Annotated in this window: 14 protein-coding genes; 8 read left to right on the plus strand and 6 right to left on the minus strand. The window is 67.0% G+C overall.

The genetic code is table 11. The features are described 5' to 3' along the window. The first annotated feature begins 1 nt into the window (after window position 1). The gene (locus D3654_RS03020) at window positions 2-781 is read left to right on the plus strand and encodes a PIG-L deacetylase family protein (protein WP_120520051.1); all 780 of its coding nucleotides are present in this window, start codon (window positions 2-4) and stop codon (window positions 779-781) included. 75 nt (window positions 782-856) lie between these two features. Next, window positions 857-1399: a gluconokinase gene (locus D3654_RS03025; RefSeq protein WP_120520052.1), complete on the plus strand. Its 543-nt coding sequence runs from the start codon at window positions 857-859 to the stop codon at window positions 1397-1399. Here D3654_RS03025 and D3654_RS03030 read toward each other — a convergent pair. The 3 genes from D3654_RS03030 to D3654_RS03040 are packed head-to-tail and all read right to left on the minus strand — an operon-like array spanning window position 1392 to window position 3611. Then, window positions 1392-2150, minus strand: a complete 759-nt coding sequence (locus tag D3654_RS03030; protein ID WP_120520053.1) for a MerR family transcriptional regulator — start codon at window positions 2148-2150, stop codon at window positions 1392-1394. The two genes, D3654_RS03025 and D3654_RS03030, sit on opposite strands and share 8 nt — an antisense overlap. Window positions 2151-2200: 50 nt before the next feature. Beyond that, window positions 2201-2668 carry a tRNA (cytidine(34)-2'-O)-methyltransferase gene (locus tag D3654_RS03035; RefSeq protein ID WP_120520054.1) on the minus strand — a complete coding sequence of 156 codons (468 nt, stop codon included), beginning with the start codon at window positions 2666-2668 and terminating at the stop codon, window positions 2201-2203. Window positions 2669-2684: 16 nt separating this feature from the next. Beyond that, complete coding sequence (locus D3654_RS03040; protein ID WP_120520055.1) at window positions 2685-3611, minus strand: J domain-containing protein; 927 nt, start codon at window positions 3609-3611, stop codon at window positions 2685-2687. A 160-nt stretch (window positions 3612-3771) separates the two neighbouring features. On the opposite strand from D3654_RS03040, the gene D3654_RS03045 reads away from it, so the two are divergent. Continuing rightward, window positions 3772-4458 carry a hypothetical protein gene (locus tag D3654_RS03045; RefSeq protein WP_120520056.1) on the plus strand — a complete coding sequence of 229 codons (687 nt, stop codon included), beginning with the start codon at window positions 3772-3774 and terminating at the stop codon, window positions 4456-4458. Here D3654_RS03045 and D3654_RS03050 read toward each other — a convergent pair. After that, complete coding sequence (locus tag D3654_RS03050; protein WP_120520057.1) at window positions 4432-4857, minus strand: DoxX family membrane protein; 426 nt, start codon at window positions 4855-4857, stop codon at window positions 4432-4434. The genes D3654_RS03045 and D3654_RS03050 overlap by 27 nt on opposite strands. Before the next feature lie 109 nt (window positions 4858-4966). Here D3654_RS03050 and D3654_RS03055 point away from each other — a divergent pair, with 109 nt between their 5' ends. Together D3654_RS03055 and D3654_RS03060 are read left to right on the plus strand one after the other, a co-directional pair. Continuing rightward, a complete protein-coding gene (locus D3654_RS03055; RefSeq protein ID WP_120520058.1) occupies window positions 4967-5632 on the plus strand; it encodes a helix-turn-helix transcriptional regulator in 666 nt (221 codons plus the stop codon). A gap of 34 nt (window positions 5633-5666) precedes the next feature. Further along, on the plus strand, window positions 5667-6929 hold the full coding sequence (locus tag D3654_RS03060) for a cysteine desulfurase family protein (RefSeq protein WP_120520059.1): 1263 nt from the start codon (window positions 5667-5669) through the stop codon (window positions 6927-6929). A 1-nt stretch (window position 6930) separates the two neighbouring features. Here the strand turns inward: D3654_RS03060 and D3654_RS03065 are convergent, their stop codons facing one another. Next, the gene (locus D3654_RS03065) at window positions 6931-8169 is read right to left on the minus strand and encodes an NAD(P)/FAD-dependent oxidoreductase (protein WP_120520060.1); all 1239 of its coding nucleotides are present in this window, start codon (window positions 8167-8169) and stop codon (window positions 6931-6933) included. 179 nt (window positions 8170-8348) lie between these two features. Between D3654_RS03065 and mnmA the strand changes: the two genes are divergently transcribed. Beyond that, the gene (gene mnmA / locus D3654_RS03070; RefSeq protein WP_120520061.1) at window positions 8349-9488 is read left to right on the plus strand and encodes a tRNA 2-thiouridine(34) synthase MnmA; all 1140 of its coding nucleotides are present in this window, start codon (window positions 8349-8351) and stop codon (window positions 9486-9488) included. Between the two features lie 140 nt (window positions 9489-9628). Further along, on the plus strand, window positions 9629-11260 hold the full coding sequence (locus D3654_RS03075; RefSeq protein ID WP_120520062.1) for a gluzincin family metallopeptidase: 1632 nt from the start codon (window positions 9629-9631) through the stop codon (window positions 11258-11260). Window positions 11261-11287: 27 nt separating this feature from the next. Here D3654_RS03075 and D3654_RS03080 read toward each other — a convergent pair whose 3' ends face one another. Further along, entirely contained in the window at window positions 11288-12121 is an 834-nt protein-coding gene (locus D3654_RS03080; protein ID WP_120520063.1) for a caspase family protein, read from the minus strand. A gap of 377 nt (window positions 12122-12498) precedes the next feature. Here D3654_RS03080 and D3654_RS03085 point away from each other — a divergent pair, with 377 nt between their 5' ends. After that, entirely contained in the window at window positions 12499-14130 is a 1632-nt protein-coding gene (locus D3654_RS03085; RefSeq protein WP_120520064.1) for an ABC transporter substrate-binding protein, read from the plus strand. Window positions 14131-14139: the final 9 nt, after the last annotated feature.

Genomic DNA, 14139 nt, shown 5'->3' on the forward strand with positions numbered 1-14139 from the left:
CTTGACCACTGACGCCACGTCAGCAAAAAGCCCGTTCAACGCCTCCACGGAGCGCGTTGAGCGGGTGCTTTGTTTTACCGCCCACCCCGACGACATCGACTTCGGCGCCGCCGGCACCATTGCCGCCTGGACGGCCGCCGGGGTCCAGGTCAGCTACTGCATCATGACCGACGGCGATGCCGGCGGCTTCGACGCCGACGGGCACCATGCGATCACCGACACCCGGAACCAGGAGCAGCGGCGCGCAGCGGCGATTGTCGGCGTTGAGGACATCCACTACCTGCACGAGCGCGACGGCTACCTCGAGGTCAACCACGCCGTCATCAAGCAGGTGGTGAAGCTGATCCGCGAAATCCGCCCGCAGATCGTGTTGGCCATGCACCCGGAACGGAACTGGGACCGGCTCCAGAAGAGCCATCCGGACCACCTCGCAGTGGGTGAAATCGTCACCCGGGCCGTCTACCCGGCGCTGGAGAACCCCTTCGCCTACCCGGAACTTGCCGAAGCTGGGCTGGAGGCCTACAAGCTGCCCTGGCTCTGGCTGTTCGCCGGCCCGGAATCCCGTGAGAACCACTTCGTCGATGTCAGCGGCCAAGTGGAGGAAAAGCTCGAGGCGATCAGGGTCCACGCCAGCCAGCACCCGGACCTCGCCGCCATGGAAAACACTGTGCGCGCCATGCTGCAGCACTACGGGCGCCGGGCCGGGCTGCCGGAGGGCAGCAGCGCCGAGGCCTTCCATGTCGTCTCTGTTAACGGATCCCAGACCATCGCGGGCTTCTGATATTGCCCAGCTGTAAGCCATGTCATATGCTTGATCTCGGTTAAATCATATTTATTTTAGGAAGACAGGCTTTCAATGGCGAAGACTGCACAGCAACCCGTCCTGGTGATCATGGGCGTTTCCGGCTCGGGCAAATCCACCGTTGCAGGTGTCCTGGCGGGACGCCTCGGCTGGGATCTCGCGGAGGGCGACGACCTCCACCCCGAAGCGAACGTGGCAAAGATGCACTCCGGCCAGCCCCTCACGGATGAGGACCGCTGGCCCTGGCTCGAGCTGATCGCCGGCTGGATCCGCACCCGCACCGAAGCGGGGGAGCCCGGCATCATCACCTGCTCGGCGCTGAAGAAGAAGTACCGGGACGTGCTGCGCGGCGAGAACGTGGTGTTCGTCTTCCTGCAGGGCAGCAAGGAGAACATCTCCGACCGGCTGGCGTCGCGGCACGGGCACTTCATGCCGCCGTCGCTGCTTGAATCCCAGTTCGAAGCCCTCGAAGAGCCGGGGGCGGACGAGAACCATATTTCACTGTCCGTGTCCGCGTCCCCGGCCGAGGAAGCCCAGGAAGTCATCGAACGCCTGGGACTGGTGGCAAGCGACGCCGCGCAGGGCGGGATCAGCTAAGCCGCGCCTGCGCGTAGGCCGCCATGGCGTCGCCCAGGTACGCGGCCAGGCGCGCGTCGTACTTGTCGTAGAACGCCTTGAAGCGCTCATCCTCGACGTACATGCGGCCGAGGCCCGTGTACGACTCCCGGTCCGGCGTCCAACTGCGCAGGATCCACTGGTAATGGAGCTCGACGGCGGCCAGGGTCCTGGCGTCGTCGGCCGGCAGTCCCGCGTTCAGGCAGTCCAGGACGGCCCGGTTGGCGGCATCGGCCTGCTCCATGAATTCCTGCTTCTGGGCGGGACTCATGGCCGCATGACGGGCCTTGGATTCGTCCACCACCTTGTCGCCCCAGCGCTCCCGGGCTTCGGCTTCGTAGGGATTGTTGTCGAAATCCTTGAACATGTTTTCGGCAGACATCGGTGCTCCTTGACGTAGTGCTGTGATGGTGGCGTCGACCGTCCTGGACATGCGGTCCAGGCGGTCGCGCTCGGCCAGCAGCCAATTCCGGTGCACTGCAAGTGCTTCCACGGGATCGGCCTGGCCATCCAGAACTTCGCCGATGGTCTCGAGCCCAAGGCCAAGTTCGCGAAGCAGGAGGATCCGTTGCAGCCGCAGCAGCTCTGGTTCGCCGTAATAGCGGTAGCCGTTGTGCGCCGTATAGGCCGGCTCCAGGAGTCCGAGCTGGTCGTAATGCCGCAGCGTCCGTGAGGAAACCTTGCTGGCCTTCGCCACCTCGGAGATGCTCCAGGTGCCTTCTTCCTGCTTCATGGTTCCAGCGTAGAAGTTGACGTTACGTCAAGGTCAAGGCCTGCCTTGCGTCAGATTCCGGCGCCGGAAAAGCCGTTCTGCCGCCAGGCTTCGTAGACCGCGATCGAGGCGGCGTTGGCAAGGTTCAGTGAGCGCAGCGACGGCAGCATGGGAAGGCGCAGCCGGGCCGTGACGTGCGGGTCCTTCTTCAGCCAGTCGGGCAGGCCCACGGACTCCGGGCCGAACAGCAGCACGTCTCCGGGCTGGTAGGAGATGTCCGTGTAGGAGGTGTCGCCGTCGGACGTGAAGGCGAAGACGCGTTCCGGCCGCAGGACCTCCCACGCCGCCTCGATGTCCTTGTGCACGGTGACAACGGCGAGGTCGTGGTAATCGAGCCCGGCCCGGCGCAGCTTGGCGTCGGAAAAGTCGAAGCCTAGGGGCTCCACGAGGTGCAGCTCGGCGCCGGTGATGGCGGCGAGGCGGATGGCGTTGCCCGTGTTGCCCGGGATTTCAGGGGTGTGGAAGAGGATGCGGAACACGGATCAATCCTAGCCGTCAGTGCATGCCGCGCAGCAGGCGCGCCAGTACCGGGACCACCACGGTGTTGGGCACCGGCCCCGATGACAGGAACTGCTTGAGCCCCTTGGCAAGGCCCGCGGCGTTGACCACTTGGACGCCGCCTCTGTCGTCGTGCCGGTAGCGGTCGATCACCGGCTCGTGCGGGTTGGTGTCCGGCCCGTGGACCACCACCCAGGCGGTGACGTTCAGCTCCGGGAAGATGTCCTGCATGTGGCGGGCAACCACATCCAGCTGCGGCGGCGGCACCGCGCGCCCGCCATGCCTCAGGGCCACCCCGTCCCAGGCGTAGGCGCCCTTGGGCAGCAGCATTGATCCGATCAGGGCCAGGCGGTAGCCAGCCAAGACGGCATGGTCGATGTGGCTGTTGTCCGAGGGGGAGCGGAGTCCGTTGATGAGCCGGGCCGAAGGGATGGCCGGGAGGACCTGCCGGCTGATCAGCTGCACGGTGCGCATTTCCCGCTGGATCCTGGCTTCGGCGCCGAAGATGCCGCGCTTGCGCGGCATCCCGTGCACTTGCAGGGCGGCCTCCGCCGGGGAGAGCAGCGGGACCTCCAGCGGGTCATCGAAGGCGGGGACGTAAACGGGCGCATCGCCGGCCGTGTTGCGCGGAACGTTGGGGCGGTGGACGGTGCTGCGGCTTGCCGGCCCGGGAGCCTCGCTGCCGCCGTAATCGGCAGGGGCCGTGGGCCGCGTGCTGGCGTAGCGGCGGTCGTACTCGGCCCGGCGGCGGGGGTCCACCAGTGTCTCGTAGGCGAGGGTGACCTGCCGGAACACTGCGGGATCTCCGCCGTGGTCCGGGTGCGCCAGCCGGGCGGCCTTGCGGTAAGCCCGCTTGATCTCCTGCTCCGTGGCATTCACGGAGACCCGGAGTATCTGGTAGTGGGAGCTGCTGCCCTCGGCCAAGCACGGCCCTTTCTCTGGAGGTCTGTGTTCGGGGCCAGTTTAGCCAGCCTTCAGGGATAACGAACCGCGGCCTCCTTCAGGTTCCCGGGGCAGGCGGGGGAAACGGCGGGCTAGACTCAGAGGCGGCAACGGCAGGACCGGAAATGACGGGGGCGACGGTTTGGAGACATCCGCACGGCGGACAGCGGCATGGCCCGCACGCTTTGGTGCCGCGATCATCGGGGCAACTGCCCTGGCCTCCTGCAGCGTCAGCGTTCCCGACCCCGGGGTGACCACGCCCGCGCCGGCGCCTTCCGTCCTGGCCACGCCCACCGTCACCCCGGGCCATGACGCCGATGCCGTCGCTGCCAGGGACCTACCGCTCAGCGCCGGGGGGACGTTGGCCGCCGGCGTTCCGGTGGAAATCTCGGACGGCCTCCGCGAAGCCCCGGGCTGGAAGCTGGTGCAGGAGAACGTCCAGGGCCAGAGCCGCTACGTGCGCAAAGACGGCTGCAAAGTGAGCGCCAGGCTGAGCCTCAACCAGGGTGCTTTCGCCGTCCCCGGCAACGACAAGGCCTCCACCGAAGCCTTGTTTGCATACCTGGATCCGAGCATCGAGCCGGTGTCGCTGAAAGCCGAGACCCTGCGCTGGGGAGGCGGGAACGACAAGCCCCGCCGCAAGGTCGAGGTGCTCGTCTTCAACGCGCGGCCGGCGTCGGACGGCACCTCGTTCAGCGTCCTTGCGCGGATGTTCGCCACTGCCGGTTCATCGGTCTACGTCTCGGCGTCCTGCCCCTCACCGGCCGCCCTGGCGACGGCCAAAGCCGACGTGTCGAACTACCTACCGCTCATTCCGCCCGGCAACTGAGAGCCGGTTGAGGGCGAGGGCCGCAACCAAGAGGCCGAAGTCCCGGAGCGCGACATCGAAGAAGCTGCCGAGAACCAGCAGGTTGACGATGATCCCCAGCAGCCAGACGGCCACCAGCAGCGAGCCGAAGCGCGGGCGCACGGCGACGGCGATGCCCGCGATGATTTCCACGACTCCCACGCCGTACATGAACACCTGGGGCGTGACCGGAATGACGGCCGTAGCCACCGGGGCGAGATAGGCCGTCCAGTCCGTCAGGATGTTGGTGAACTTGTCGAGGCCGAAGAGGATCGGGGCGACCGTGAAGACGGTCCTGAGAAGCAGGAATCCCTGCCGTGCCGGATCCATGGCGGCGATCCTGCCGGTGCCTGCGCGCACCGCGGTTTCCTGGGTTTTCATGGCTTTCCTTCCTTGTTGCTATCGGCATCCTTCTAAAGTCGGATAGTTTGATTTTAGAATCCGGGCCGGATTTAATCAACGGATGCCTTTTTAGAGTTACCCTTGTCCCATGACCGGACTTTCATGGCGCGAACGGCTCTCCGCCCTGTCTTCGCTCGGTGACGACAACCGCCGCCGGCTGTATGAGTACGTGTGCTCGGTTGGCGCCGCCACCGGCCGGGACGAGGCCGCTGCCGCCCTGGGCATGCCGCGCAGCACGGTTTCGTTCCATCTGGACCGGATGGTCCGCGACGGGCTGCTAGGCGTCGAGTTCCGCAAGCCGGCGGGCAAGGGCGGGCCCGGTTCCGGGCGCCCCGCCAAGCTCTACGTCCCGCTCTTCGCAGAGATCGGCGTATCCGTCCCCGAGCGCCATTACGACCTGGCGGGTGACGTGCTGGCCTCGGCGATCGGTTCTGCGATGGAGGGCGGGGGAGCCGCGCGCGAGGCGCTGCTTGGGACGGCCCGCGCCAAGGGCGCCGAGGCCGGTGCGGGCGGGCGGGACTTCCTCGATGTCCTCACCCGGCAGGGGTACCAGCCGGCGGAGGACGACGACGGCGGCCACGCGCTGCTGAACTGTCCGTTCCATAAGCTGTCCCGGAGCCACCCCGAGGTGGTGTGCGCGATGAACGGCGCCTTCCTGACGGGAGTGGCCGACTCCTGCGGCATCGATGGCCGGCGGATCGCCGGGGACGTACGGCCCGGCCACTGCTGCGCCCGGATCCTGCCCGCAGACTGAAGCCGGCGTCGTGGGCCGTCGATAGACTCTTAAGGTGCCTGTATACCTGGACCATGCCGCCACCACCCCGATCGCTCCGGCCGCCCTCGAGGCGATGACCCGCGAGTTGGCCCGGACCGGCAACCCCTCCTCCCTGCACGCGTCCGGCCGGCGCGCCCGGCGCTCCGTGGAGGATGCCCGGGAAACCCTGGCTGCCGCCGCCGGCGCACACCCCTCCGAGGTCATCTTCACTTCCGGCGGGACCGAAGCGGACAACCTGGCAGTCAAGGGCTTGTTCTGGAGCCGCCGCGACGAAGACCCGCGCCGGACCCGCATCCTCTGCTCCGCCGTCGAGCATCATGCGGTGCAGGACACCGTCGAGTGGCTGGAACGGCACGAAGGCGCCGAAGCCGTCTGGCTGCCCGTGGATGCGGACGGAGTGGTCAAGCTGGAGGCGTTCAAAGCGGAACTGGAACGCGACCCGTCATCCGTTGCCCTGGTGACCGTCATGTGGGCCAACAACGAGGTGGGCAGCATCCAGCCGGTCCGCCAGATCGTGGACCTGGCCGCGGCACACGGCATCCCGGTGCACTCGGACGCCGTGCAGGCCTTCGGCGCACTTCCGGTCAACTTCAGGGAATCCGGCCTGGCGGCGATGTCCGTCTCCGGGCACAAGATCGGCGGGCCGGTGGGCGTGGGGGCCCTGTTCCTGGGCCGCTCGGTCAAGCTGACGCCGGTGCAGCACGGCGGCGGCCAGGAACGGGACGTGCGCTCGGGAACCCTTGATACCGCCTCGATCGCCGCGTTCGCCGCCGCCGCAGGTTCAGTGGCCACCGGGCTGTCCGAGGAAAGCGCGCGGATCGCGGCACTGCGGGACAGGCTGATCGACGGCGTCCGGGCGGCGGTGCCCGAAGCCGTGCTCCGCGGGGCACCGGGCGACGGCCGGCTGCCGAACAATGCCCACTTCACCTTCCCGGGCTGCGAGGGGGACTCCCTGCTGTTCCTGCTGGACCTTGCCGGCGTCGAATCCTCCACGGGCTCGGCGTGCACGGCCGGGGTTCCCCGCCCCTCCCATGTGTTGCTGGCGATGGGGCTGGACGAGGACACAGCCCGCGGGGCACAGCGCTTCAGCCTGGGCCACACCTCAAGCGAGGCCGACGTCGACGCCTTGCTCAAGGCCCTGCCGGACGCCTATGTCCGGGCGAAACAGGCGGGCATGGCCGGGCACGAGTCCAGCATCCAGACAGCGGCCACCGCGGCACGGTCCGCGGGGTCGGTGGCCGGCGGACCGGCGCCGTCCGGCCCGGCCGGGAGTTAGCTCAGGCGTCCGGAAGCAGCTCCTCCAGGGCCACGTCCGGATCGGCCAGCCGTGCGGGATCCAGCTGCACGCGCCCGGTAATCAGGGCCTTGATGGTCTTGTGCACCTTCGGCCGGTTGATGCTCATCCCGGCGACCACCGCCCCGCCGTCGAGCCAGAAGGCCAGGAAGCTGCCGTCGTCCATCGAACCGCGCAGCAAGGGGCTTTGGCCGGCGGCCAGTGACGGGAATCCGGAATACTCCATGGCGACGTCGAACTGGTCCGTATAGAAGTAGGGCACCATGTCCAGCTTCGCGTCCTGGCCGAGCATGGCCCTGGCGGCCACCTTTCCGCCCATGAGGGCGTTGTACCAGTGCTCGCTGCGGTGGTGTTCCCCGGTGAAGGGGTGCAGGGCGTTGGCGACGTCCCCGGCGGCAAACACATCGGGGCTGCTGGTGCGCAGGTTCGCGTCCACCAGGATCCCGTTCTCCAGGGTCAGTCCGGCCTTCTCGGCGAGGGCGGTGTCTGGAATGACGCCTGCCGCGATGACCACGAGGTCCGCCGGGAGCTCCTCCCCGGAATCGGTGACGACGGCGCCGGCCCGGCCGTCGGTGCCCGTGATCTCCTTGGCGCTCGCCGGCAGCCGGAACTGCACGCCGCGGGATTCGTGCAGGTCACGGAAGAAGGCGCCAAGCTCCGGACCGATGGCCGTGGACAGCGGGATGTCCTCCAGGCCCAGCAGCGTGACCTCGTTGCCGTAACTGCGGGCGGCGGCCGCGAGTTCCATGCCGATCCAGCCGGAACCGACCATGACGAGGTGCCGTCCGCCGTCGGACAGTTCAGCCTTCAGCCGGCGCGAGTCGTCCAGGGTGCGGAAGGTGCTGACACCGGCCAGTTCGCTTCCCGGCAGGGGCAGCTTCCTCGGCTGGGCGCCGGTGGCGATCAGGAGCTTCGAATACCCCAGTTCCTTCCCGGACGCGAGACGGACGGCATGGGCCGGCGGATCCGCCTCGACCACGGGATCGCCAATCAGGAGTTCGACGCCGTTCTCCCCGTACCAGTCGGGCGGCACCACCGGGACCTTGTCTTCGCCGTCTTTGCCGAGGAGGAATTCCTTGGAAAGCGGCGGCCTGAGGTAGGGCACCTGCGCTTCCGCGCAGGCGATGGTGATGGTGCCCGTGAAGCCTTCCGAGCGGAGGGTCCGGGCGGCGGTGGCGCCGGCCAGGCCCCCGCCGGCGATGACGATATTTCCGGTGTCCATGATGCCTCGATTCCTGTCGGGTGGCTCGGTAATCGCATCTAAAACCGTTAATTTTGACTTTAGAATCGGTGGAGGGAACGGTCAAGGGTTTCCGGGCCGGAACCGGCAGACGCTAGAATGGACGGGCGTGCGGTGTCTTCCGGCGCACTATTCCTCCCCATATCCAGCAGAAAGCCAGCATGCGAGTACTTGCAGCCATGAGCGGCGGAGTCGATTCCGCCGTTGCCGCCGCCCGCGCCGTCGAGGCGGGGCACGACGTCGTCGGGGTCCACCTGGCGCTGTCCCGCATGCCCGGAACGCTCCGCACAGGAAGCCGCGGCTGCTGCACCATCGAAGACTCCCGGGACGCCTGGCGTGCCTGCGACGTGCTGGGCATTCCCTACTATGTGTGGGACTTCTCGGAGCGCTTCAAGGAAGACGTCGTCCAGGATTTCATCGATGAATACGCTGCCGGCCGCACCCCCAACCCCTGCATGCGCTGCAACGAGCGCATCAAGTTCGCCGCCCTGCTGGAAAAGGCGATCGCCCTGGGCTTCGACGCCGTGTGCACCGGCCACTACGCCAAGGTCATCACCGACGCCGACGGCAACCCGGAACTGCACCGCGCCGCGGACTGGGCCAAGGACCAGAGCTACGTGCTCGGCGTGCTGACCCACGAACAGCTCAAGCACTCCATGTTCCCCCTCGCGGACACCCCCTCCAAGGCTGAGGTCCGCGCCGAAGCCGAACGCCGCGGCCTGTCCGTGGCCAACAAGCCGGACAGCCACGACATCTGCTTCATCTCCGACGGCGACACCCGCGGCTGGCTCGCGGAGAAGATCGAGATGACCACCGGCGACATCGTCGACGAGACCGGTGCCAAGGTCGGCGAGCACCCCGGTGCCAACGCCTTCACCGTGGGACAGCGCCGCGGCCTGAAGCTCGGCACGCCCGCGGCCGACGGCAAGCCGCGCTTCGTCCTGGAGATCCGCCCCAAGGAGAACAAGGTGGTGGTGGGTCCCGAGGCCCTCCTTGCCATCGACGAGATCCGCGGCATCAAGGTCTCCTGGGCCGGCTTGCCGATCGCCGAGGTCGGCACCGGGGCGGAGTTCGAGTGCCACGCCCAGGTCCGTGCGCACGGCGACCCCGTGCCCGCCCGTGCCCGGGTGGAAGCCGTCCTGGATGATTCCGGCGTGGAGCGCGAAGGCGTGGTGGTCACCCTCAACGAGCCGCTGCGCGGCGTGGCCCCCGGCCAGACCGTGGTGCTGTACCAGGGAAGCCGGGTGCTGGGCCAGGCCACCATCGACGCCGCCCGCTCGCTGCAGCGCGCCGCGCTCTAAGGGCGGGGCTGCCTGCCGCCGTCGTGCACTAAGCCCGCAGGACGCCGTCGGGCGCCATTGCCTCCGGCTCCTGACGGGCAGATACTTGGCTATGCAGCATTCGGCTGCGGATTTGCTGGGGTTCCGCGCAGGGGGCGGCGATGGCTGTGGCATTTCAGGACAAGGCCCCGGGGGACATCAAGGCCGGGCAGATGATCCCCCTGACCGTTCTCGCGGAGGGGCCCATCGGAAGCAACGGCCTGGCCCCGATCACCACGCAGTTGAGGATTCCCGTCGAGCGGCTGCGCCGGGGACCCACCGGCCACCGGCTGAGCGTGCACATCAGGAAGTGGCGCGGCACCAACGTGGTCCCCGTGTCGTTGACGGTCCCGGGAAACCCCTGGCAGTTCATCTCCGAGGATCCGCCCGCCGAACTGCGGGACCTGCTGGACGATTCGCGTTTCCTCGCCCAGCACGTCTACGGAGTGGCGGCTTCCACCCTGCACCTCTTCGAATCGACCCTTGGCCGGCGCATGCCCTGGCACCCCGAGGGGCGGCTGATCCTCAAGGCCCGGGACCTGGTGACCGCGACGGACACCGGATACGAACGCGGCACCAACATCATCCGGTTCGGCTCCATCGATCGCATGGGCTACAAGGTCCCCACCGCACTCTTCCGTGACATCGTGGCCCACGAGGTCACCCATGCGATCCTCGACGGATTCCGCCCGGCGTGGGCGGATCAGCTCGCAGGGATCGAGCAGCTTGCCATGCACGAGGCCCTGGCCGACCTGGTGGCGATCCTCTCCGTGTTCTCCTCCCGGGACGTCGTGTACCGGCAACTGCTCGCCGCGGCGGGGAAGGCGGGTTCGGACACCGCGCTCGACGACGACGCCCTGATGCATACGCTCTTCGACTTCGCCAGGGACCTGTATGCGCGAGGTCCACTGCGGGAGCCCTTCGCCGATGCCGTCCCGGACAACTGGCAGGATCTGCCCGAACCACACGTCCGCGGAACCGCGGTGGTGGGCGCAGTGCTGCGGGCGGTCCACCGGCTGTGGATGGAACGCAACCGCCGCATGGGCGAAGGACAGAGCCTGCAGCAGTTGGCGGATTCCGGGTCGATCGTGGGCACCCGGGTGCTCCGCATGGTCATCCGGGGCCTGTCCTATATGCCGCCGGTAGATGTCCTGTGGCGGGACCTGCTGAGGGGCATCATCGCCGCGGACCTGGACATGGTCCCGGAGGACCAGCACGGCTACCGGGAAGCGATCCAGGAAGAGTTTTCCAGGATCGGGATCCGGCGGGTTTCCCTGGCCAACATTTCCGGCGTAGAGAACTACCGGGGCCTGCGCTACCCGGTCCGGCTCGCCGCCTTGGGCTCGGATCCGCAGGAGGTCCAGCGTTTCGTCTGGGAAAACCCCCGGTTGCTCGACGCCGCCCGCCTGGAACGGCGCACCCCGCTCAGTTCCACCCGGGTGCGGACGTCCGAGCGGGTATCGCCCGACGGCTTCGTGGTCTCGGAAATCGGTGCGTCCTTTATCCAGACGGTGCGCATGAGCCGCCGCGAGGCCTCGGTCAGGCTGGGACTGAAGACCAAGAGCGAGTACGTGGACATCCGCGGCGGGGGGCTGCTGCGTTTCGACGCCGGCGGCCGGTTGGTCTACGCGGCGCTCAAGCCCGTCATGTCCCGGGAGCGGCAGACCGCGATGTTCGTCTCGGACGAGCAGCACGCCGCCGAACAGCAGGTGTCCAGCGGCGTGCAGGGCAGGTTCCACCGCACCGGCGACTGAGGCTGGGCCGGTCCAGCCGCCCCGCGCCTATCCCGGCGTTCCCCACGCGGCCTTGCGGGCCGCCGTCGACGCCTCCAGCTGTGCCACCTGGTCGAATCCCCCGGCCTTCAGGCCCTTGCTGACAGCCTTGAGGATGTCCGCACGGGGGAGGGTGCCGTCGGACTCCAGGGCCTTCACCAGGTTGTAGGTGAAGGCGCCGTTGTAGCGCTGGTCGAGGTAGGCATCGGCGGCGGTCTGGTCGGCACGGCAGGCAGCCATCAGTACGGGTTTCGTGGCGCCTCCCGCCTTGACCAGGTCCCGCAGCACACGGGTATCGCTGTATTCCGAGGCTGCCACCGCACGCGCCGTCGGCGCCGGCAGGAAGCGCGGGCGCCGGCCGGGCAGGAGGTCCAGCGACTTCAGCCCGGTGCCGCTGTGGCATGTGTCCAGCACGACCTCCATGAGCACGCCGTCGGGCAGCTTCGAAAACAGGTTGAAGAGCTCGTCGTCGGCGATCACAGTTTCCGGATCCCACGCGTCACCGGTGTTGTTGATGCCGTAACAGGCGAAGGCTTCATCCAGGCGGTCGGCTTCGTCCCCGCTGGTGTCCGGGATCTGCGTGCCGTGGCTGGAGAAGGTGAATACCAGGTGATCAATGTCGCCCGAACCCGCAAGGTCCATGAGCCGGGACAACTCGGCCATGACGGCGTCCTTGTCCGCATCTGCATCGTGCAGGACCTTGATGCCGGAGGAAGGGAACCCGTAACGGCCCTCCAGCAGGGCCGCGAGATCGTTGGCGTCGTTGACACATCCCTGGAGCCAACTGGATTGCGGAAGGTACTTGAATTCATTGATGCCCACACAGAGGGCTGCCTTGTTCATGAGCGCGTCCTTTGACCGGAAGTTGCGCGGATTCAGCTAGGCGGCCCCAAGCTCCGCCGCCAGGACGGCCCTCCTGCGGCGAAGCGCATGAGGGCCGACGAGCACAACCTGCTCCGGGCGGGCCGGAAGGCCGACGGCTGCGGCGGGCCACGAAGCACCTCAACCTTATTCCCGGGGCAGGGCCGCGGCAATGGACTCGGAGGGTCCCGGAGGAATCCGATTATAAAGTTTGTGTTTCAAATCACAGGAAACCCTCTTTCCTGACCGATTGTTCTGGTTGAATCGGGGCATCAGCTGTGCGCGCCTCCCGGAAATCGTCCGAGGGCGGCACGCCGGACCCATCGAACAGCCGAATCCACAGAACGGAAAGTCCACTGATGGCAATCAACAAGAAAGCCCTGCGATGCGCCATCGCGCTCGCAGGTGTCTCTGCCTTCGCTCTCACAGCCTGCACGGGCCCCTCGGGCGGTACGCCTTCCAACGGAGCCAGCGGTACGGCCAGCACCATCGCCTACGGCACCACCGACAAGGTGACCGCGCTGGATCCCGCGGGTTCCTATGACAACGGGTCGTTCATGGTGATGAACCAGATCTTCCCGTTCCTGCTCAACTCCAAGCCCGGCGGCGCAGATCCCGTTCCGGACATCGCCGAATCGGCCTCGTTCACCAAGCCCACCGAATACACGGTCAAGCTCAAGGCCGACCTGAAATGGGCCAACGGACACACCCTGGACTCCAAGGACGTGAAGTTCAGCTTCGACCGCCAAGTCAAGATCAAGGACCCGAACGGGCCGTCCTCCCTGCTGACCAACATCGACTCCATCAGCACCCCGGACGCACAGACGGTGGTCTTCACCCTCAAGCAGGCCAACGACCAGACCTTCGCCCAGATCCTTTCCAGCCCGGCCGGTCCGATCGTCGACGACGAGGTCTTCCCGGCTGACAAGCTCCTTTCCGACGAGGACATCGTCAAGGCGAAGGCCTTCCATGGGCAGTACACCATCGAGAGCTACAACAAGAACACGCTCGTCAGCCTCAAGCCCTACGCAGACTACAAGGGTGTGCTGGACAAGGCGGCCAACGGCGGCGCCACCATCAAGTACTACACCGACCAGAGCAACATGAAGCTGGACATCCAGCAGGGCAACCTGGACGTTGCCAACCGCAGCCTGAGCGCCACGGACATCGAGGACCTCAAAAAGGATTCCAAGGTCAAGGTCCACGTGGGACCCGGCGGTGAAATGCGGTACATCGTCTTCAACTACAACGTGATGCCGTTCGGTGCCAAGACCGCCGACGCCGATCCCGCCAAGGCGCACGCCGTCCGGCAGGCCGTTGCACACCTCGTTGACCGCCAGGCGATTGCTGACCAGGTGTACAAGGGCACGTACCTGCCGCTGTGGTCCAACGTGCCGTCCGGGTTCGTCGGTGCCAATGAGTCCTTCAAGGAGCTCTACGGCGAGGACGGCAAGCCGAGCGAGGACAAGGCCAAGCAGGTCCTGTCCGACGCCGGTGTCAGCACCCCGGTGACCATCAAGCTCCAGTACAACCCGGACCACTACGGCAAGTCCTCCGGCGACGAGTACGCCATGGTGAAGGACCAGCTGGAGAAGTCCGGCCTGTTCAAAGTTGACCTCCAGTCCACGGAATGGGTCACCTACAACAAGGCGTCCAAGGCCGACACCTACCCGGTGCACCAGCTGGGCTGGTTCCCCGATTTCTCCGACTCGGACAACTACCTCACCCCGTTCTTCCCCAAGGGCGGCTTCATGAACAACCACTACTCCAACGCCGAGGTCGACCAGCTGATCGCCAAGCAGCTGACCGAATCGGACAAGGCCACCCGTGAGAAGGACATCCAGGATGTCCAGAAGCTGCTCGCGGAGGACATTTCCACCCTGCCGCTGCTGCAGGGTGCCCAGGTCGCCGTCGCCGGCGCAAGCGTCAAGGGTGTCGAATCCACCCTGGACGCGTCCTTCAAGTTCCGCCTGGGCAGCGTTTCGAAGTAATTCGTCCAC

This window comes from Arthrobacter celericrescens (assembly GCF_003614925.1).
Taxonomy (GTDB): domain Bacteria; phylum Actinomycetota; class Actinomycetes; order Actinomycetales; family Micrococcaceae; genus Arthrobacter; species Arthrobacter celericrescens.

Coding starts and splice junctions, on each gene's coding strand:
- D3654_RS03025 (WP_120520052.1), top strand. CDS start 857: ATGGCGAAGACTGCACAGCAACCCGTCCTGGTGATCATGGGCGTTTCC.
- D3654_RS03030 (WP_120520053.1), bottom strand. CDS start 2,150: ATGAAGCAGGAAGAAGGCACCTGGAGCATCTCCGAGGTGGCGAAGGCC.
- D3654_RS03050 (WP_120520057.1), bottom strand. CDS start 4,857: ATGAAAACCCAGGAAACCGCGGTGCGCGCAGGCACCGGCAGGATCGCC.
- D3654_RS03055 (WP_120520058.1), top strand. CDS start 4,967: ATGACCGGACTTTCATGGCGCGAACGGCTCTCCGCCCTGTCTTCGCTC.
- D3654_RS03065 (WP_120520060.1), bottom strand. CDS start 8,169: ATGGACACCGGAAATATCGTCATCGCCGGCGGGGGCCTGGCCGGCGCC.
- mnmA (WP_120520061.1), top strand. CDS start 8,349: ATGCGAGTACTTGCAGCCATGAGCGGCGGAGTCGATTCCGCCGTTGCC.
- D3654_RS03075 (WP_120520062.1), top strand. CDS start 9,629: ATGGCTGTGGCATTTCAGGACAAGGCCCCGGGGGACATCAAGGCCGGG.
- D3654_RS03080 (WP_120520063.1), bottom strand. CDS start 12,121: ATGAACAAGGCAGCCCTCTGTGTGGGCATCAATGAATTCAAGTACCTT.
- D3654_RS03085 (WP_120520064.1), top strand. CDS start 12,499: ATGGCAATCAACAAGAAAGCCCTGCGATGCGCCATCGCGCTCGCAGGT.